Annotated in this window: 20 protein-coding genes and 1 pseudogene; 18 read left to right on the forward strand and 3 right to left on the reverse strand. The window is 70.0% G+C overall.

The features are described 5' to 3' along the window. Positions 1-63 precede the first annotated feature (63 nt). From AC5Y6X_RS06825 to AC5Y6X_RS06835, 3 genes are read left to right on the forward strand one after another with little or no spacing between them, the layout of a single operon-like run. Positions 64-951 (forward strand): adenylate/guanylate cyclase domain-containing protein, encoded by an 888-nt coding sequence (locus AC5Y6X_RS06825; protein ID WP_499985467.1) that lies wholly within the window; start codon positions 64-66, stop codon positions 949-951. A 35-nt stretch (positions 952-986) separates the two neighbouring features. Then, complete coding sequence (locus AC5Y6X_RS06830) at positions 987-1,220, forward strand: FitA-like ribbon-helix-helix domain-containing protein (protein ID WP_499985469.1); 234 nt, start codon at positions 987-989, stop codon at positions 1,218-1,220. Beyond that, positions 1,217-1,615, forward strand: coding sequence for a type II toxin-antitoxin system VapC family toxin (locus tag AC5Y6X_RS06835; RefSeq protein WP_499985470.1), 399 nt, complete (start codon positions 1,217-1,219; stop codon positions 1,613-1,615). The genes AC5Y6X_RS06830 and AC5Y6X_RS06835 overlap by 4 nt, the downstream gene beginning before the upstream one ends. A 7-nt stretch (positions 1,616-1,622) precedes the next feature. On the opposite strand, the gene AC5Y6X_RS06840 is transcribed toward AC5Y6X_RS06835, so the two are convergent. Continuing rightward, on the reverse strand, positions 1,623-2,054 hold the full coding sequence (locus tag AC5Y6X_RS06840; protein ID WP_499985471.1) for a nuclear transport factor 2 family protein: 432 nt from the start codon (positions 2,052-2,054) through the stop codon (positions 1,623-1,625). 223 nt (positions 2,055-2,277) lie between these two features. Between AC5Y6X_RS06840 and rpsP the strand changes: the two genes are divergently transcribed. The 4 genes from rpsP to trmD are packed head-to-tail and all read left to right on the forward strand — an operon-like array spanning position 2,278 to position 4,306. Beyond that, positions 2,278-2,808: a 30S ribosomal protein S16 gene (rpsP, locus tag AC5Y6X_RS06845; protein ID WP_499985473.1), complete on the forward strand. Its 531-nt coding sequence runs from the start codon at positions 2,278-2,280 to the stop codon at positions 2,806-2,808. Positions 2,809-2,815: 7 nt separating this feature from the next. Then, positions 2,816-3,058, forward strand: a complete 243-nt coding sequence (locus tag AC5Y6X_RS06850; protein WP_003878715.1) for an RNA-binding protein — start codon at positions 2,816-2,818, stop codon at positions 3,056-3,058. Positions 3,059-3,071: 13 nt separating this feature from the next. Next, positions 3,072-3,605, forward strand: a complete 534-nt coding sequence (rimM, locus tag AC5Y6X_RS06855; RefSeq protein ID WP_499985474.1) for a ribosome maturation factor RimM — start codon at positions 3,072-3,074, stop codon at positions 3,603-3,605. Positions 3,606-3,616: 11 nt separating this feature from the next. Next, a complete protein-coding gene (gene trmD / locus AC5Y6X_RS06860; protein ID WP_499985476.1) occupies positions 3,617-4,306 on the forward strand; it encodes a tRNA (guanosine(37)-N1)-methyltransferase TrmD in 690 nt (229 codons plus the stop codon). On the opposite strand, the gene AC5Y6X_RS06865 is transcribed toward trmD, so the two are convergent. After that, positions 4,303-5,268 carry a serine hydrolase gene (locus AC5Y6X_RS06865; RefSeq protein WP_499985477.1) on the reverse strand — a complete coding sequence of 322 codons (966 nt, stop codon included), beginning with the start codon at positions 5,266-5,268 and terminating at the stop codon, positions 4,303-4,305. The two genes, trmD and AC5Y6X_RS06865, sit on opposite strands and share 4 nt — an antisense overlap. 298 nt (positions 5,269-5,566) lie before the next feature. Between AC5Y6X_RS06865 and rplS the strand changes: the two genes are divergently transcribed. The 4 genes and pseudogenes from rplS (at position 5,567) to AC5Y6X_RS06885 (ending at position 7,918) form a co-directional block, all read left to right on the forward strand. Further along, positions 5,567-5,908: a 50S ribosomal protein L19 gene (gene rplS, locus AC5Y6X_RS06870; RefSeq protein ID WP_324681492.1), complete on the forward strand. Its 342-nt coding sequence runs from the start codon at positions 5,567-5,569 to the stop codon at positions 5,906-5,908. A 48-nt stretch (positions 5,909-5,956) separates the two neighbouring features. Beyond that, on the forward strand, positions 5,957-6,829 hold the full coding sequence (gene lepB, locus AC5Y6X_RS06875; protein ID WP_499985479.1) for a signal peptidase I: 873 nt from the start codon (positions 5,957-5,959) through the stop codon (positions 6,827-6,829). Positions 6,830-6,831: 2 nt separating this feature from the next. After that, positions 6,832-7,609, forward strand: a pseudogene (locus tag AC5Y6X_RS06880) (ribonuclease HII); the annotation flags it as partial. Positions 7,610-7,612: 3 nt separating this feature from the next. Beyond that, positions 7,613-7,918: a DUF2469 domain-containing protein gene (locus AC5Y6X_RS06885; RefSeq protein WP_324681614.1), complete on the forward strand. Its 306-nt coding sequence runs from the start codon at positions 7,613-7,615 to the stop codon at positions 7,916-7,918. 31 nt (positions 7,919-7,949) lie between these two features. On the opposite strand, the gene AC5Y6X_RS06890 is transcribed toward AC5Y6X_RS06885, so the two are convergent. Further along, the gene (locus tag AC5Y6X_RS06890; protein WP_499985480.1) at positions 7,950-8,720 is read right to left on the reverse strand and encodes a GAF and ANTAR domain-containing protein; all 771 of its coding nucleotides are present in this window, start codon (positions 8,718-8,720) and stop codon (positions 7,950-7,952) included. 173 nt (positions 8,721-8,893) lie between these two features. Here AC5Y6X_RS06890 and AC5Y6X_RS06895 point away from each other — a divergent pair, with 173 nt between their 5' ends. From AC5Y6X_RS06895 to AC5Y6X_RS06925, 7 genes are all read left to right on the forward strand, one after another. Beyond that, entirely contained in the window at positions 8,894-9,874 is a 981-nt protein-coding gene (locus tag AC5Y6X_RS06895; RefSeq protein WP_499985482.1) for an NAD-dependent epimerase/dehydratase family protein, read from the forward strand. Between the two features lie 34 nt (positions 9,875-9,908). Further along, complete coding sequence (locus tag AC5Y6X_RS06900) at positions 9,909-12,236, forward strand: FdhF/YdeP family oxidoreductase (RefSeq protein ID WP_499985483.1); 2,328 nt, start codon at positions 9,909-9,911, stop codon at positions 12,234-12,236. Beyond that, a complete protein-coding gene (gene fdhD, locus AC5Y6X_RS06905) occupies positions 12,224-13,045 on the forward strand; it encodes a formate dehydrogenase accessory sulfurtransferase FdhD (RefSeq protein ID WP_324681615.1) in 822 nt (273 codons plus the stop codon). The genes AC5Y6X_RS06900 and fdhD overlap by 13 nt, the downstream gene beginning before the upstream one ends. Before the next feature lie 90 nt (positions 13,046-13,135). Next, positions 13,136-13,522 carry a YraN family protein gene (locus tag AC5Y6X_RS06910; protein ID WP_499985484.1) on the forward strand — a complete coding sequence of 129 codons (387 nt, stop codon included), beginning with the start codon at positions 13,136-13,138 and terminating at the stop codon, positions 13,520-13,522. Next, positions 13,522-15,033, forward strand: a complete 1,512-nt coding sequence (locus AC5Y6X_RS06915; RefSeq protein ID WP_499985486.1) for a YifB family Mg chelatase-like AAA ATPase — start codon at positions 13,522-13,524, stop codon at positions 15,031-15,033. The genes AC5Y6X_RS06910 and AC5Y6X_RS06915 overlap by 1 nt, the downstream gene beginning before the upstream one ends. After that, the gene (dprA, locus tag AC5Y6X_RS06920) at positions 15,030-16,193 is read left to right on the forward strand and encodes a DNA-processing protein DprA (RefSeq protein WP_499985487.1); all 1,164 of its coding nucleotides are present in this window, start codon (positions 15,030-15,032) and stop codon (positions 16,191-16,193) included. Before AC5Y6X_RS06915 ends, dprA begins: the two co-directional genes overlap by 4 nt. A gap of 33 nt (positions 16,194-16,226) precedes the next feature. After that, complete coding sequence (locus AC5Y6X_RS06925) at positions 16,227-17,075, forward strand: siderophore-interacting protein (protein WP_499985488.1); 849 nt, start codon at positions 16,227-16,229, stop codon at positions 17,073-17,075.

Here is a 17,075-nt window from a genome sequence, read left to right on the forward strand (position 1 = left end):
ACTTCCGCGCCGCTCAGCGGGTAACCGTTGACCGCCGGCGCAACCGTGCATGAAAATGCGTGCATGGCCGGGGTTCGAGCAAAGAACCTGATGAGCCCCGACGAGACACTCGAGTTCCCAGGGATCAAGGTCCAACAGGTCGACGTCGGCGACCTGACCGTGGGGCGGATCGTGACGCAGCCCGGATGGCGGTGGTCGACGCACGTGCGCCCACGCGTCGGCGGCGACTGGTGCGACGCGCGCCACGTGGGGGTCGTGTTGTCGGGCCGGTTCGAGGTCGTGATGCGCGACGGAACGAAGCTCCAGTTCGGGCCGGACGACGTCTTCGAGATCCTGCCCGGTCATGACGGGTACACCCTCGGCGATGAGCCGTGCGTCCAGATCGAATGGTCGGGGTTGCGGGCCTTCGCGGGATTCCGGCTGTTCGGCACACACAACCGGGCGTTGGTCACGCTGCTGTTCACCGACCTCGTCGACTCCACGGCGATGGCGAAACGAGTCGGCGACGTCGCCTGGCGAGAACTGCTCTCCGCGCACTACGAGGCGACGCGGGCGGCGTTGGAGCGCCACCATGGCCACGAGGTCAACACCACCGGAGATGGCCTGCTGGCGACCTTCGATGGCCCGGCCGCCGCGTTGCGCTGCGCGGCGGCGGTAAGCCGGGCCGCCGCGCGCGAAGGCCTGCAGATCCGGGCGAGCGTGCATGTCGGAGAGGTGGAACTGGTGGGGGCCGATGTGCGCGGCGTCGCGGTGCATGAGGCGGCACGGATCCTCGGCGCGGCGGCGGCCAACGAGATCCTGGTGTCAGCGACCACCCGCGCGCTGGCGGGCAACGCGGGGTTCGTGTTCTCGCCCCGGGGCACTCACGTCCTCAAGGGCCTGCCGGGCGAGTGGGAGCTCTTCGCATGCTTCGAGGAAGACGACGACAGCAGCGTCGGCAGCGGTTCGTGAATTCACGGTAGCAGCATTGCTGCTAGAATGCAGATATGGTTGCGGTGACCGTACGCGATATCCCGGATCATGTGCGCGACGAACTCGCAGCGCGTGCGGCGCGGGCTGGTCAATCCCTACAGGAATACCTGCGCGGACTGCTGGTGAGCGTCGCAGCCAAACCCTCGTCCGACGATGTCATCGCACGCGCTCGAGCGCGGGTTCAGACAACCGGTGCGCGCCTGGATGCGGCCAGCGTTCTGGCCGCAAAAGACGCTGATCGGCGATGACGGTTCGGGCGGTTTGCGACGCTTCGGCGGTGGTGGCACTGCTACTTGATTCCGGGCCAGATGGGCAGTGGGCCGCTGAACGCCTCAGCGGCGCAGAGCTTTTCGCACCATCATTGCTACCTTATGAATGCACCAACATCATCCGTCGGCACGAACTCGGTGGGCTGGTCAGCGGCGACCTGGCGGCTCAGGCTCACGCCGATCTACTTGACCTGGCCGTCAACCTGTGGCCCTATGAGCTGTTGTCGACCCGGGTCTGGCAGTTGCGCGCGAACATCTCCAGTTACGACGCGTCCTACGTCGCGCTCGCGGAGGCGATAGGCGCCGATCTCATTACGCTCGATAGGCGAATCTCGCGAGCACCCGGCGTCGCGTGCTCGGTTTTCTGCCGTTGACCGACTCTCAGCGGGCCTCGAGGGGCGCATTTTGCGACCAGAGGATCTCCTCGATCAGGTTGCGGCTGCGCCAGCCGTCCGGCGTGCGGACCATGTCGTGGTGGTAGTAGCCGCCGAAGTAGGTCAGCCCGTCCATGCCGGGGAACTGCATCGGGTTGAAGACCGCCGCCCGGACCCGGGCGGTGTCGCCGGTCACCTCAGCCTCGACGTTGGTGATGTAGTGCATGCCGCTCCAGGTGAAGGTGCCGAGCGTGCTGATCAGCCAATCGACAACCTGGTCGCGCTGGCCGGTGATGCCGCCCGACGCCGCGTAGTCGATGAACGCGTCCTCGGTGAACACGGAGCGGTACAGCTCCCAGTCTCTGGTGTCCAGTGAGCGGGAATACCGTGCCAGCAGTTGCTGGATCTCGACGAAATCGAGGCTTTCGTTAGCGTTCATCGCCGCCGCCTTCGCATGACGCAGATGCCGATTTGATCGGCGTGCAGCTTACCGGCATTGCCGGGCGAATTTCCGCGGGAGCACTCCGTTCTGGCACAATGGGCGGCTGTCTGCCCTGCGGTCACGGCCGCTCGGTGGTCACACACGCGAGGCAAAACCGGATCCGCGCATCCCGCCCGGGTCGCTGAATTGCAGCGTGACACAAAGGAGAAGTCGCTCAACCATGGCTGTGAAGATCAAGCTGACCCGGCTTGGCAAAATCCGCAATCCCCAGTACCGAATCGCCGTCGCCGACGCGCGCACGCGGCGCGACGGCCGCTCCATCGAGATCATCGGCCGGTATCACCCGAAGGAAGACCCGAGCCTGATCGAGATCAACTCCGAGCGCGCCCAGTATTGGCTGTCCGTGGGTGCTCAGCCCACCGAGCCCGTCCGCAAACTGCTGCAGATCACCGGCGACTGGCAGAAGTTCAAGGGCCTGCCGGGCGCGGAGGGCCGGCTGAAGGTCAGGCCCGCCAAGCCCAGCAAGCTCGAGCTGTTCAACGCCGCGCTGGCCGCCGCCGAGGGCGAGCCGACCACCGAGGCCGCGAAGCCGAAGAAGAAGGCCCCGGCCAAGAAGGCCGCCAAGGCTGCCGAGGCTGCCGAGCCCACCGAGCCCGCTGCCGAGGCTGCCGAGCCCGTCGCCGAAGCCGAGCCCGCCGCGGAGGCGCCGGCCGAGGGTGGCGAGCAGCCCGAATCGACCACCGAAAGCTGACCGGCCCGTGAGCACCGTCGTCGTTGACGCCGTCGAGCATCTGGTCCGCGGGATCGTCGACAACCCCGACGATGTCCGGGTGGACATGGTGACCAGTCGGCGTGGCCGAACCGTCGAAGTGCACGTCCATCCCGACGACCTGGGCAAGGTGATCGGCCGCGGGGGACGCACCGCGACCGCCCTGCGCACGCTGGTCGCCGGCATCGGTGGCCGCGGCATCCGCGTCGACGTGGTGGACACCGACCAGTAGGGCGGCCCCGCTCATGGAGCTGCTCGTCGGGCGCGTCGTCAAAGCGCACGGCATCGGCGGCGAGGTGGTCGTGGAGGTCCACACCGACGATCCCGCTGCCCGCTTCGCACCGGGTACCACGTTGCGCGCCAGGGCATCCCGGGGCGACGGGGGAGAGCGCGACTATGTCGTGGCCGCCGCCCGCGAGCACGGCGGTCGGCTGCTGGTGCGGTTGACCGGGGTGGACGACCGCGAGGCCGCCGACGCGTTGCGCGGCAGCCTGTTCGTGGTGGATTCCGACGACCTGCCGCCGATCGACGAGCCGGACACCTACTACGACCATCAGCTGGAGGGCCTGCGCGTGCGGACGACGGGGGGACAAGACGTCGGCGTCGTCGCCGAGGTGCTGCACACCGCAGCGGGTGAGTTGCTGGCGGTGCGGCGGGGCGACGGCGCCGAAACGGCCGAAGCGTTGGTGCCGTTCGTCGGCGCGATCGTGACGTCGGTGTCGCTGGACGACCGCACCGTCGAGATCGATCCGCCCGAGGGCCTGCTGGACCTGGGCTAGCGGGCATCGACATGAGAATCGACGTCGTCACGATCTTCCCGGCCTATCTTGACCCGCTGCGACAATCGTTGCCGGGCAAGGCGATCGAGTCGGGCCTGGTCGACCTGCGCGTGCACGATCTGCGGCGGTGGACCCATGACGTGCACCGCTCGGTCGACGACACGCCATACGGCGGTGGGCCGGGCATGGTGATGAAGGCGCCGGTGTGGGGCGAAGCGCTCGACGAGATCTGTTCCGCCGAAACGCTGTTGGTTGTTCCCACCCCCGCGGGCGCGCTGTTCAAGCAGGCCACCGCCCAGCGCTGGAGCGCCGAGGCGCACCTGGTGTTCGCCTGCGGCCGTTACGAGGGCATCGACCAGCGCGTGATCGACGACGCCGCCCGGCGGATGCGGGTCGAAGAGGTCTCGATCGGCGACTACGTGTTGCCGGGCGGGGAGTCGGCGGCCATCGTGATGATCGAAGCGGTGCTGCGGCTGCTGGCCGGCGTCCTGGGCAATCCCGCGTCGCACCGCGACGATTCGCACTCGCCCGAGCTGGACCGGCTCCTGGAGGGGCCGAGCTACACCCGGCCGCAGAGCTGGCGCGGCCTCGACGTTCCCGAGATTCTGCTGTCCGGCGACCATGCGCGAATCGCCGCCTGGCGCCGGGAGGTTTCCCAGCGGCGCACCAGGGAACGCCGGCCCGACCTGTCCGGCGACTAATCGGTGGGGGCGGTGCCGATCCGTCCGTTGGGGAATATCGTCTTGACCGCGCGCGTGATCGTGTCGCGCGCGGTGGCGTCGTCGGAGGACTGCAGCGACTGGACCACCATCACGTAGCGGCGGTCCGCCCCGACCAATCCGGTCGACAGATGCACCCAGGCGCTGCCGATGCAGCACATCCAGCCCTGCTTGACCGCAACCGTCTCGGCGTACAGGCCCTCGGGGATGCCGAATCGCTGTGGGTAGCCGTCGATTCCGGTCGGGGTGGCCTGCGCCAGGTCGTTGACGATGATCTTGGCGCGCTCCGCCGGCAGCCCACCCGACCCGTCGAGCAGGACGTCGTAGTAGTGCACCAGGTCGGTCACCGAACTCATGGTGTTCCACCAGCGCCCGTCGCTGGGCGGCGTGGTGGACGACAGGCCGTAGCGGCCCGCGACCTGAGTGATGATGGCGTCTCCGCCGCCCTGGTCCCAGAACTTCTCGGCGGCGCCGTCGTCGGACGACTGCAACATCGCGTCCAACGCCTGGTGGTCGTCGGGGGACAGCACGGTCTTGCCCTGGGACTCGGCCAGCAGCAGGTCGTCGGCGATGAACAGCTTGGCCACCGACGCGGTGCCGACGATCTGGGTGTTGCCGCTGGAGACCAGCTGGTGGGTCTTGCGGTCGAGGACCGCCACCGACAGCATGGCCCCGCCGGCGGCGGCCTCATCGGTGGCCCGCTGGATTCGCGCCTGCAGTCCGTCGAACCCGGAGCGGGGCAACGCCTGCGGGGGCGGCGTGGCGCCGTCCAGCACGAGTCCGACGGGCCGCGGCGGCTGTGCCGGACGGTCGGTCGCGGCGCGCACCGGCCTGGTGGACACCTTCGCGGGGGACCTCGCAGCGACGACCGCCTCGTCGCACCCGGCCATCACCAGCGTCACCGCCGCCATGGCGGCGAGCACAGTGAGCGGCCGTGCGCGCATTGTCTCCTCCGGACGTCTGGAAACGTGCGTGTGGCGGGCGGTTTTGACCCGAGTCATGTGTACCATTCACCGGCGTTTTCGGCGCGCCATGAACCGCGGGTTTACCTGTGATTTTCAATGCACGCGGGCCGTCTGGCACAATTGACCAGTTGTCTCGCCGCTGTCAGCGGACCGGGCCGCTTCCCGCCCGCTGCGAGATACGCCCCGGAAGCCCGAAAAACCATCGGCCTGGTGGCCCGTTCACACCCGCGTGTGGGCGGCTGCCGCGGCCGCGACCTCGAGGAAGAGTCTTCTCACGATGAACAGGCTGGACTTCGTCGACCAGGCGTCGTTGCGCGACGACCTCCCGGCCTTCGGTCCGGGCGACACCATCAACGTGCACGTCAAGGTGGTCGAGGGCGCCAAGGAGCGCATCCAGGTGTTCAAGGGCGTGGTGATCCGCCGGCAGGGCGCGGGCATCCGCGAGACGTTCACCGTGCGCAAGGAGAGCTACGGCGTCGGCGTCGAACGAACCTTCCCGGTGCATTCGCCCAACATCGATCACATCGAGGTGGTGACCCGTGGCGATGTCCGCCGCGCCAAGCTGTACTACCTGCGTGAACTCCGCGGCAAGAAGGCCAAGATCAAGGAAAAGCGCTGACCGGACGCGGCCGGCCGGGCCGCGAACCGCGCTGGCTACGCTGATCTCGTGACCGATACCACGGACTCACCCGACCCCCAGTCCGACGCTGGTCAGTCAGAGCCGAAGGTTTCCATCCGCGACGCGGACACGGCCCCCGACGCGCCCCCGGAGCCCAAAGAGCCGGAGGCCGGCGAGCCGGAGGGCAAGAAGAAGTCCGCGCTGCGCGAACTGGCCATCCTGGCGGTGATCGCGGTGGGGCTCTACTACGTGATGCTGACGTTCGTTGCGCGTCCCTACCTGATCCCGTCGGAATCCATGGAACCGACGCTGCACGGGTGCACGGGCTGTGTGGGCGACCGCATCATGGTGGACAAGCTCAGCTACCGCTTCGGCGCGCCGCACCCCGGCGACGTCATCGTCTTCAAGGGACCGCCGTCGTGGAACGTCGGGTACAGGTCGATTCGTTCTCCCAACCCCGCGCTGCGCCTGGCGCAGAACGCGCTGTCGTTCGTCGGCTTCGTGCCTCCCGACGAGAACGACCTGGTCAAACGCGTCATCGCGGTCGGCGGGCAGACGGTGCAGTGCCGGGCCGACACCGGGCTGACTGTCAACGGCAAGCCGCTCAAGGAGCCGTACCTGGATCCGGCGACCATGATGGCCGACCCGTCGGTGTACCCGTGTTTGGGCAGCGAGTTCGGGCCGGTGACCGTCCCGCAGGGCAGGCTGTGGGTGATGGGGGACAACCGCACGCACTCGGCGGACTCGCGCGCCCACTGCACCAGCGTCCCGGGCGAGGCGCTCAAGGGTGTGCTGTGCACCGGCGACCCGACGTCGGGCACGGTGCCGGTAGCCAATGTCATCGGCAAGGCCAGGTTCATCGTCTGGCCGCCGTCACGATGGGGTGGTGTGGGTTCGGTGAACCCACAGCAGAACCAATAGCCATGGCCACCACGTGGCCGCCGCGGACGGTGATCCGCAAGTCCGGAGGTCTGCGCACCCTGGAGTCGGCGCTGTACCGCAGCGGCCTGGGGCCGGTGGCCGGGGTCGACGAGGTCGGCCGCGGCGCCTGCGCGGGCCCGCTGGTGGTCGCGGCCTGCGTGCTGGGGCCCGGGCGGCTGGAAAGCCTTGCAGCCCTTGATGATTCGAAGAAGCTCACGGAGAAGGTCCGGGAGCGGCTGTATCCGTTGATCCGCCGCTACGCCCTGGCCTACCACGTGGTGTTCATCCCGCCGGCCGAGGTCGACCGGCGCGGCGTGCACGTGGCCAACATCGAAGGCATGCGCCGCGCCGTGGCCGGCCTGTCGGTGCGGCCCGGCTACGTGCTCAGCGACGGCTTCCGGGTGCCCGGCCTGCCGATGCCGTCGCTGCCGGTGGTCGGCGGGGACGCGGCGGCCGCCTGCATCGCGGCGGCCAGCGTGCTGGCGAAGGTCAGCCGGGACCGGCTGATGGTCGCCATGGACGCCGACCACCCCGGCTACGGCTTCGCCGACCACAAGGGGTATTGCACGCCCGCGCACGGTCGGGAGCTGGCCCGGCTCGGCCCGTGCCCCGAGCACCGCTATTCGTTCATCAATGTCCGGCGGGTGGCCAGCGGGTCGAACACGCGGGTGGTGGCCGAATTCAGACCGGCCCCTCCGGCCGAGCGGGGCGAATACCGGTGAGGAAAGATGGCATCAGGGTTGTCACCCGCGCACCTTGGCAGGGAGAAGGACGTCTCAGCAGATGAGTGCAGAAGATCTCGAAAAGTACGAAACCGAGATGGAGCTCTCGCTCTACCGCGAATACAAGGACATCGTCGGCCAGTTCAGCTACGTCGTGGAAACGGAACGGCGCTTCTACCTGGCCAACAGCGTGGAGATGATGCCCCGCAACGCCGAAGGTGAGGTCTACTTCGAGCTGCGGCTGTCCGACGCGTGGGTATGGGACATGTACCGGCCGGCCCGGTTCGTCAAGCAGGTGCGGGTGGTCACCTTCAAGGACGTCAACATCGAAGAGGTGGAGAAGCCCGAGCTGCGGCTGCCCGAATAGGCCCCCGACCCAGAGCTATGTGGACCCAGAGCTATGTGCCCGGCGGAGGCGGAGTTTCGCCGTTGGACGGCAGCCGCCCGCGCCTCTCGATGACCTCCCGCGCCACGTCGGCCAGCTTGATGTTCAGGTCCTGGGAGTGTCGCCGCAGCAGGTCGAACGCCTCTTCTTCGGTCATGCCGTGCAGCAGCATCAGCATGCCCACCGCCTTGCCGATTTCACGGTTGCTGAGCAGCCCCTTTCGCAGGCTGGCGGCGTCCTCGCCCTTGGCGACGGCGTTGATGGCCACGCTGGCGAACGAGGCCAGGACCGCCGCCCGCCCGGCGGCCTCGGCGTCGAACGCGTTGGGCCTGTTACTGAACAGGTTGAGCGCGGCCCCCTTGCGCTTGTTGACCAGCAGCCGGAAGCCCATCGCGCCGCGCACCGGCGTCTCCGCGACGAGCAGCGACGCGAACTTGGGCCACAGCGACGGCGTGGTGAGGTCGGGGTCGATCTGCGGGGTTTCCTCCTCGATCGCGTCGATGCACGGGCCGTCACCCGCGCGCCGTTCCAGCTCGTCGATCTTCTGCGCGAGCCGGTCGCTGGCGCCCACGGTGATGTAGCGATCGTTCTCGCGCACCAGCAGGCTGGCGTGATCGCAGCCCTTGACGATCATGGTCGCGGCGATGCAGATGGCCGCGTACATCTCGTCGGCATCAGAGCCCTGGTAAATGATCTCGGCGAGGGCCGCGAAGACGGTCGAGGGGTCGGCTGTCTCCCCGCCGGGTGGCGCCGCGTCCGCGCCGGCCTTCGATTCGTCTGCCACGTTGTGCCTCGTTTTCCGCACGCGAGTTCGCTGCCCTTGACGAGCATACTTACCCCCGCCGTATACCCACCCGAATCGGCCCCTCACGGGTGGCCGCGCGAAAACCGCGGCGCTGACCAGCGATTTTCGCGACGCCGGTTTCGGGCGAGGCGCGGTCGGGGAAAACACCCCGGGTGGGACTCACGGTTGCGGTAACCGGGCCGACGGGAGACATCGGCATCTCGGCGGTGACGGCGCTGGAGCGCGAACCCGCGGTGGACACCATCATCGGGATGGCGCGCCGCCCGTTCGACCCGTCGTCGCGGGGCTGGGTGAAGACGATCTACCGGCAGGGCGACATCCTGGACCGCGAGGCCGTCTACGCGTTGGTCGCGGACGCCGACGTGGTCGTCCACCTGGCGTTCATCATCATGGGCTCGCGCGACGAGAGCGCGCGAATCAACCTGCAGGGCGCGCGCAACGTGTTCGACGCGTCCGTCGGCAGCGTCCGGCCGCGGCGCCTGGTGTACACCTCGTCGGTGGCGGCGTACGGCTACTACCCCGACAACCCCGTCCCGCTCACCGAGGACGTGCCGACCCGCGGGTCCCCCGAGCACTACTACTCCGCCCAGAAGGCCGCGTGCGAGGCGCTGCTCACCGACATCAGCAAGGACTCGTCGCTGGAGGTTTTCATCCTGCGGCCCTGCGTCGTCGCCGGGCCCAAGGCCCGTGCCCTGGCCCGGTCGATGCCGTGGAACAAGTTGCCCGGCCCGCTGCGCGCCGCGACCAAGCTGGTGCCGATGCTGAAGCCGGTCGTGCCGGACCCGGGTTTTCCGTTGCAACTGGTCCACCACGACGACGTCGCGGCCGCGATCGCGCTGGCGGCCACCGCCCCGACGCCGCCGGGTTCGTACAACATCGCCGGCGACGGCGTCGTGACGGTGGGCGACGTGGCCAAGGCGCTGGGCGGCCGGCCGGTGCCGGTGCCCGCCGCCGCTGCCTCGGCGGCGTCCGCGGCGGTGTCGCGATTGCCGTTCGTCCCTTCGATACTGGAATGGCTGCACGTCGCGCGGACGTCGGTGGTGATGGACACCGCCAAGGCGAAAAAGGAACTCGGCTGGCAGCCGGTGCACTCCTCGGCGGACACCTTGGCGGCGTTGGCTCGGGCGGTTTGACGGTCGCGCGGCCCGGCCAATGTAGGTTGATTTCGTGAGGTTTCACCGGGCGTCCGGCGACATCCCCGCCGACTACGACGAACACGCGGTGACCGTCGCGCCCGCCAAGCACGAGGCGGCGGGCATGCGGGCGGTGATGGTCTCGCTGCGGCGGGGGCTCGAGCAGATGGGCGCGGTGCGCACCGCCGCGGCGCTGGCGCGGCTCAACCAGCGCAACGGCTTCGACTGTCCCGGCTGCGCCTGGCCCGAAGAGCCGGGCGGGCGCAAGCTGGCCGAGTTCTGCGAGAACGGGGCCAAGGCCGTCGCCGAGGAGGCCACCCGGCGTACCGTCACACGAGAGTTTTTCGCCCGGCACTCGATAGCCGAGCTGTCGGGAAAGCCCGAGTACTGGCTGTCCCAACAGGGCCGGCTCACCGAGCCGATGGTGCTGCGTCCCGGTGACGACCACTACCGCCCGATCGGCTGGGACGCCGCCTACCAGTTGATCGTCGAGCGGCTGGGCGCGCTGGAGCACCCGGACGAGGCGGTGTTCTACACGTCGGGGCGCACCAGCAACGAGGCCGCGTTCTGCTACCAGCTGCTGGTCCGCTGTTTCGGCACGAACAATCTGCCCGACTGCTCCAACATGTGCCACGAGTCCTCGGGCTCGGCGCTGACCGGGTCGATCGGAATCGGCAAGGGGTCGGTCACCGTCGACGACGTCGAGCGCGCCGACCTGGTCGTCATCGCCGGGCAAAACCCCGGCACCAACCACCCGCGAATGCTGTCGGTCCTTCGCAAGGCAAAGGCCAACGGCGCCAAGATCATTGCGGTGAACCCGCTGCCCGAGGCCGGGCTGATCCGGTTCAAGGACCCGCAGCAGGTGAACGGGCTTGTGGGACACGGCATCCCGATCGCCGACGAATTCGTGCAGATCCGCATCGGCGGCGACATGGCCCTGTTCGCGGGGCTGGGCAGGTTGATGCTCGAGGCCGAAGACCGCGCCCCGGGCACCGTCGTCGACCGGGAGTTCGTCGACGCGCACTGCGCGGGTTTCGGCGAATACCGGCGCCGGACAATGCAGATCGACCTCGACACCGTGCACGCCGCAAGCGGCGTGCAGCGCGGGCAACTCGAACGCGTGGCCGCGATGCTGATGGCGTCGCGGCGCACCGTCGTGTGCTGGGCCATGGGCCTGACCCAGCACACCCACGCCGTGGCCACCATCGGCGAGCTCACCAACCTGTTGCTGCTGCGCGGCATGATCGGCAAGCCGGGCGCGGGGGTGTGCCCGGTGCGCGGGCATTCCAACGTGCAGGGCGACCGCACGATGGGCATCTGGGAGCAGATGCCCGAGCAGTTCCTGGCCGCCCTGGACCGTGAATTCGGCATCAGCTGCCCCCGCAAGCACGGGTATGACACGGTGGCCGCGATCCGCGCGATGCGCGACGGGCGGGCCACGGTGTTCGTCGGCATGGGCGGCAACTTCGCGTCGGCCACCCCCGACACCGCGGTCACCGAGGCGGCCCTGCGCAGTTGCGCTCTGACGGTGCAGGTTTCGACCAAGCTCAACCGCAGCCACCTCGTGCACGGGAACACCGCACTGATCCTGCCGACGCTGGGCCGCACCGACCGCGACATCCGCGGCGGGCGCAAACAGGTTGTCTCGGTGGAGGATTCGATGTCGATGGTGCATCTGTCCCGCGGCAGCCTGCACCCGCCCAGCGACCAGGTGCGCAGCGAGGTGGAAATCGTCTGCCAGCTGGCCCGCAGGCTGCTCGGCGCGGAGCATCCGGTGCCGTGGGAACGGTTCGCGGCCGACTACGACACCATCCGCGACGCGATCGCTGCGGTGGTCCCCGGCTGCGCCGACTACAACCGCAAGGTGCGCGGGCCGGACGGGTTTCAGCTTCCCCACCCCCCGCGCGACGCACGCGAATTCCACACCAGCACAGGCAAAGCCAACTTCGCGGCCGACCCGCTGCAGTGGGTGCCGGTGCCGCCGGGCCGGCTGGTGCTGCAGACGCTGCGCAGCCACGACCAATACAACACCACGATCTACGGGCTCGACGACCGTTATCGCGGGGTGAAGGGCGGGCGCCGCGTGGTGTTCGTCAACCCCGCCGACATCGAGTCGCTGGGACTGGCGGCGGGCCAGCGGGTCGACCTGGTGTCGGAGTGGACCGACGCCGATGGGCGGCTGCAGGAGCGTCGCGCCAAGGACTTTCTCGTGGTGGCGTATTCGACCCCGGTCGGCAACGCCGCGTCCTACTACCCGGAGACCAATGCGCTCGTCCCACTGGATCATACGGCTGCCGTGTCGAACACCCCGGTGTCCAAGGCGATCATCCTGCGATTGGAGCCGGCGTCATCGGGCACGTGACCGCGCGGCGGAGGGTCAGGCATCTCAGCGCCGGTCGGGCCGTCACCCGGCCGGAGACCCTGGTCGTCGAGGAGCCGCTGGAGATCCGCGTCAACGGCGCTCCGGTCACCGTGACCATGCGCACGCCGGGCTCGGATATCGAACTCGCGCAAGGGTTTCTGCTCACCGAGGGAATCATCGGGTGCCGCGAGGACGTGGTCACCATTCGCTACTGCGGCGGGCGCGGGGACGACGGCGCCAACACGTACAACGCCCTCGACGCGACACTCGCGCCCGGCGTGCGGGAGCCCGACCTCGACGTCACCCGCAACTTCTACACCACCTCGTCGTGCGGGGTCTGCGGCAAGGCGTCGTTGGATGCGGTGCGGGTGATCGGCCGGTTCGCGCCGGGCTCGGATCCGGCGACCGTCGCCGCGGCCACGCTCAAGGCGATGCCCACCCAACTTCGCAGGGCGCAAAAGGTTTTCGACAGCACCGGCGGCCTGCACGCCGCGGCGTTGTTCGGTGTCGACGGCACCATGCTCGCGGTGCGGGAGGACATCGGCAGGCACAACGCGGTCGACAAGGTCATCGGCTGGGCGCTGGAACACCGGCGGGTGCCGCTGAGCGCGACGGTGCTGCTGGTCAGCGGGCGGGCCTCGTTCGAGCTGATGCAGAAGGCCGTGGTGACCGGGATCCCGGTGCTGGCCGCGGTGTCGGCGCCGTCGTCGCTGGCGGTCTCGCTGGCCGAGGAGTCCGGGGTCACGCTGGTGGCGTTCCTGCGGGAAGACTCGATGAACGTCTACACCAGGGCCGACCGGATCACGTAGCGCTGGGGATAAACCCGGGACTGGGGATAACCGCCTGTTCCGGCGCGCGCTCGGCCGCGTCGTGTCGGGGCCGTCGGGCAGGTTGGCCGCATGACGACCGAACCGACGATGACGCGGATTCAGTTGGGCGCCATGGGCGAGGCGCTCGCCGTGGATCACCTGACGAGGATGGGGCTGCGGATCGTGACCCGCAGCTGGCGCTGTCGCTACGGCGAACTCGACGTGATCGCGTGCGACGACACCACCCGCACCCTGGTGTTCGCCGAGGTCAAGACCCGCACCGGCGACGGCTACGGCGGCCTGCCGTACGCGGTCACCGAACGCAAGGTTCGACGGCTGCGCCGGCTGGCGGGGCTGTGGCTGGCCGCCCAGGACGAGCGCTGGGCCGCGGTCCGCATCGACGTGATCGGCGTGCGGGTCGGGCCCGATTACCCACGCCGCGCCCCGCAGATCATGCACCTGCAGGGGATCGGCTGATGGCGCTGGGGCGCGCGTTCTCGGTCGCGGTGTGCGGATTGGACGGCAAGATCGTGGAGATCGAGGCCGACATCACCTCGGGGCTGCCGGGCGTGCACCTGGTGGGCCTGCCCGACGCCGCGCTGCAGGAATCCCGCGACCGGGTCCGGGCCGCCGTCACCAACTGCTGCAACAGCTGGCCCCAGACGAGGCTCACGCTCGCGCTCTCACCGGCGACGCTGCCGAAGATGGGATCGGTCTACGACATCGCCCTGGCGGCGGCCGTGCTGTCGGCGCAGCGAAAGAACCCGTGGGAACGACTGGAGAAGACGGTGCTGCTGGGCGAGCTGGCGCTGGACGGCCGCGTCCGGCCGGTGCGCGGCGTGCTGCCCGCGGTGCTGGCCGCCAAGCGCGACGGCTGGCCGGCCGTCGTCGTGCCGGTGGACAATCTGGCCGAGGCGGGCCTGGTCGACGGCATCGACGTTTGGGGCGTTCGCACCCTGGGCCAGCTGCGGAGCTGGCTGTGCGGCAAGGCCCAGCTGCACGACCGCGTCGCCACGGCCGCCCCGCCCGCGGAGCCGCGTGCGGACCTGGCCGACGTGGTGGGCCAGGCGCAGGCGCGTTTCGCCGTCGAGGTCGCCGCGGCCGGGGCGCATCATCTCATGCTGACCGGGCCGCCCGGGGTGGGCAAAACCATGCTGGCGCAACGCCTTCCGGGGTTGCTGCCACCGCTGTCGGACGCCGAGTCCCTGGAGGTCACCGCGATCCACTCGGTGGCCGGGCTGCTGTCGGGGGACACCCCGCTGATCACCCAGCCGCCGTTCGTGGCGCCCCACCACAATTCCAGCGTCGCGGCGCTGGTGGGCGGCGGTTCGGGCATGGCCCGGCCGGGCGCCGTCAGCCGGGCGCACCGCGGGGTGTTGTTCCTGGACGAATGCGCCGAGATCAGCGCCCACGCGCTGGAAGCGTTGCGAACACCGTTGGAGGACGGCGAGATTCGTTTGGCCCGCCGCGACGGGGTCGCGTGCTACCCGGCCCGGTTCCAGCTGGTGCTGGCCGCCAACCCGTGTCCGTGCGCGCCGGCCGATCCGCAGGATTGCGTCTGCGCGGGGGCGGTCAAACGGCGCTACCTGGGAAAGCTGTCGGGGCCGCTGCTGGACCGGGTGGACCTCCGGGTGCAGATGCATCCGGTGCGGGCCGGGGCGTTCTCGGCTTCCGACGGTGAGTCGACCGAACAGGTTCGCCGCCGGGTGGCGGCGGCCCGCGACGCGGCCGCGGCGCGCTGGCGGCCGCACGGGTTTCGCACCAACGCCGAGGTCAGCGGGTCGCTGCTGCGGCGCAGGTTCCGTCCCGGCCATGAAGCAATGAAACCGTTGCGCACCGCGCTGGACCGTGGACTGCTCAGCATTCGTGGCCTGGATCGCACGCTGCGGGTCGCGTGGAGCCTGGCGGACCTCGCCGGTCGCGGCTCGCCCGGCATCGACGAGGTGGCCGCGGCGCTGAGCTTCCGGCAGCCGGGAGCCCAGCGATGACCCGCGCCGGCGACGATGCAGAGCTGTCTGCCTGGGCCTACCTGTCCCGGGTGGCCGAGCCGCCGTGCCCGGAGCTGGCCGCGCTGGTGGGATGCGTTGGCCCCCGGGAGGCCGCCGACCGGGTCCGGCGCGGCCTGGTCGGCGACGACCTTGCTCAGCACACCGAGGCCAGGCGCGGAATCGACCGCGCCGCAGCCGATCTCGAGCTGCTTGCCCGCCGCGGCGGACGGCTGATCACCCCCGACAGCCACGAGTGGCCGCTCGCGTTTGCCGCGTTCGGCGGCGCCGCGGCGCGGTCGCGCGGCGGGCCGCCGATGGTGTTGTGGGCGATCGGCCCCGTCCGCCTGGACGAGGCGGCGCACCGCGCAGCCGCGGTGGTCGGCACGCGCGCGGCGACCGCGTATGGCGAGCACGTCGCGGCCGACCTGGCGGCCGGGCTGGTCGAGCGCGACGTCGCGGTCGTCTCCGGTGGGGCCTACGGCATCGACGGCGCGGCCCACCGCGCGGCGCTGGCCGCCGACGGAATCACCGTGGCGGTGCTGGCCGGCGGGATCGACGTCCCTTATCCCGCCGGGCATTCCGCGCTGCTGCATCGCATCGGCCAGCACGGGCTGCTGTTCACCGAGTACGCGCCCGGGGTCCGGCCGGCCCGGCACCGTTTCCTGACCCGCAATCGCCTGGTGGCCGCCACCGCCGGCGCCGCGGTGGTGGTGGAGGCGGGGCTGCGCAGCGGCGCCGCGAACACCGCGGCCTGGGCCCGGGCACTGGGCCGGGTGGTGGCCGCGGTGCCCGGACCCGTCACATCGTCGGCGTCGGCGGGTTGCCACGAGCTGTTGCGCAACGGCGCCGAACTGGTCACCCGGGCCGACGACATCGTCGAACTGGTCGGCCGCATCGGCGAGTTGGCACCCGAACAGTCGCGGCCCACCACGGCGCTGGACGGGTTGGGCGAAGCCGAGCGCCAGGTGTACGAGGCGCTGCCGGGCCGCGGCGCCGCCACGGTCGACGAGATCGCCGTGGCGGCGGGGCTGGTGCCCGAGCGGGTGCTGGGCCCGCTGGCGATCCTCGAGGTGGCCGGGCTCGCCGAGCGGCAAGATGGCCGGTGGCGAATCGTCCGCGCCGGCGGCGGCCGGACCGCGGGTGCGGTGCGACTCGTATAGTCGACGACGGGTCGGGACTGGACAGGAGGACAAGTGGCAGGTCGACCTCTGCAACGCTTCGAAGTCGTCGGTACCAAGCAACTCACCCGGCACATGGTCCGGGTGGTGCTCGGCAGCAAGACTTTCGACACCTTCGTGCCCAGCAAGTTCACCGACTCCTACGTCAAGATGGCGTTCGTCGCCGACGACGTCGACGTGGGCGGGCTGCCGCAACCGCTGACGCTGGACAGCTTCGCCGGCCTGCCGCCGGCGAAAAGGCCGTCGGTGCGGACCATGACCGTCCGCCAGGTCGACGCCGCGGCCGGCGAGATCACGGTCGACATCGTGGTGCACGGCGACCACGGGGTGGCCGGGCCGTGGGCCGCCGCCGCGCAGCCCGGCCAGCCGATCTATCTGATGGGCCCCGGCGGCGCGTACACCCCCGACCCGGCCGCCGACTGGCATCTGCTGGCCGGTGACGAGTCCGCGCTGCCCGCCATCGCCGCGGCGCTGGAAGCGTTGCCGCCCAACGCGGTTGGCAAGGCGTTCATCGAGGTGGCCGGTCAAGAGGACGAAATCCCTTTGACCGCACCGGAATCCGTCGAGGTCAGCTGGGTCTATCGGGGCGGGCGCGCCGACCTGGTTCCCGAGGACCGCGCGGGCGACCACGCGCCGCTGATCGAGGCGGTCACCACCACCCCATGGCTGCCCGGGCAGGTACACGTCTTCATCCACGGCGAGGCGCAGGCGGTCATGCACAACTTGCGGCCCTACGTCCGCAAGGAGCGCGGCGTGGACGCGAAATGGGCGTCGTCGATCTCCGGCTACTGGCGACGCGGCCGCACCGAAGAGACGTTCCGGCAGTGGAAGAAGGAACTGGCCCAGGCCGAGGCCGGGACTTAG

The sequence above is a fragment of the Mycobacterium sp. NGS26 genome (assembly GCF_059813025.1).

Excerpts from the sequence above, each read along its gene's own strand:
- AC5Y6X_RS06825 (WP_499985467.1), top strand. The coding sequence starts at position 64 with ATGGCCGGGGTTCGAGCAAAGAACCTGATGAGCCCCGACGAGACACTC.
- AC5Y6X_RS06830 (WP_499985469.1), top strand. The coding sequence starts at position 987 with ATGGTTGCGGTGACCGTACGCGATATCCCGGATCATGTGCGCGACGAA.
- AC5Y6X_RS06835 (WP_499985470.1), top strand. The coding sequence starts at position 1,217 with ATGACGGTTCGGGCGGTTTGCGACGCTTCGGCGGTGGTGGCACTGCTA.
- AC5Y6X_RS06840 (WP_499985471.1), bottom strand. The coding sequence starts at position 2,054 with ATGAACGCTAACGAAAGCCTCGATTTCGTCGAGATCCAGCAACTGCTG.
- rpsP (WP_499985473.1), top strand. The coding sequence starts at position 2,278 with ATGGCTGTGAAGATCAAGCTGACCCGGCTTGGCAAAATCCGCAATCCC.
- rimM (WP_499985474.1), top strand. The coding sequence starts at position 3,072 with ATGGAGCTGCTCGTCGGGCGCGTCGTCAAAGCGCACGGCATCGGCGGC.
- trmD (WP_499985476.1), top strand. The coding sequence starts at position 3,617 with ATGAGAATCGACGTCGTCACGATCTTCCCGGCCTATCTTGACCCGCTG.
- AC5Y6X_RS06865 (WP_499985477.1), bottom strand. The coding sequence starts at position 5,268 with ATGCGCGCACGGCCGCTCACTGTGCTCGCCGCCATGGCGGCGGTGACG.
- rplS (WP_324681492.1), top strand. The coding sequence starts at position 5,567 with ATGAACAGGCTGGACTTCGTCGACCAGGCGTCGTTGCGCGACGACCTC.
- AC5Y6X_RS06885 (WP_324681614.1), top strand. The coding sequence starts at position 7,613 with ATGAGTGCAGAAGATCTCGAAAAGTACGAAACCGAGATGGAGCTCTCG.
- AC5Y6X_RS06910 (WP_499985484.1), top strand. The coding sequence starts at position 13,136 with ATGACGACCGAACCGACGATGACGCGGATTCAGTTGGGCGCCATGGGC.
- AC5Y6X_RS06915 (WP_499985486.1), top strand. The coding sequence starts at position 13,522 with ATGGCGCTGGGGCGCGCGTTCTCGGTCGCGGTGTGCGGATTGGACGGC.
- dprA (WP_499985487.1), top strand. The coding sequence starts at position 15,030 with ATGACCCGCGCCGGCGACGATGCAGAGCTGTCTGCCTGGGCCTACCTG.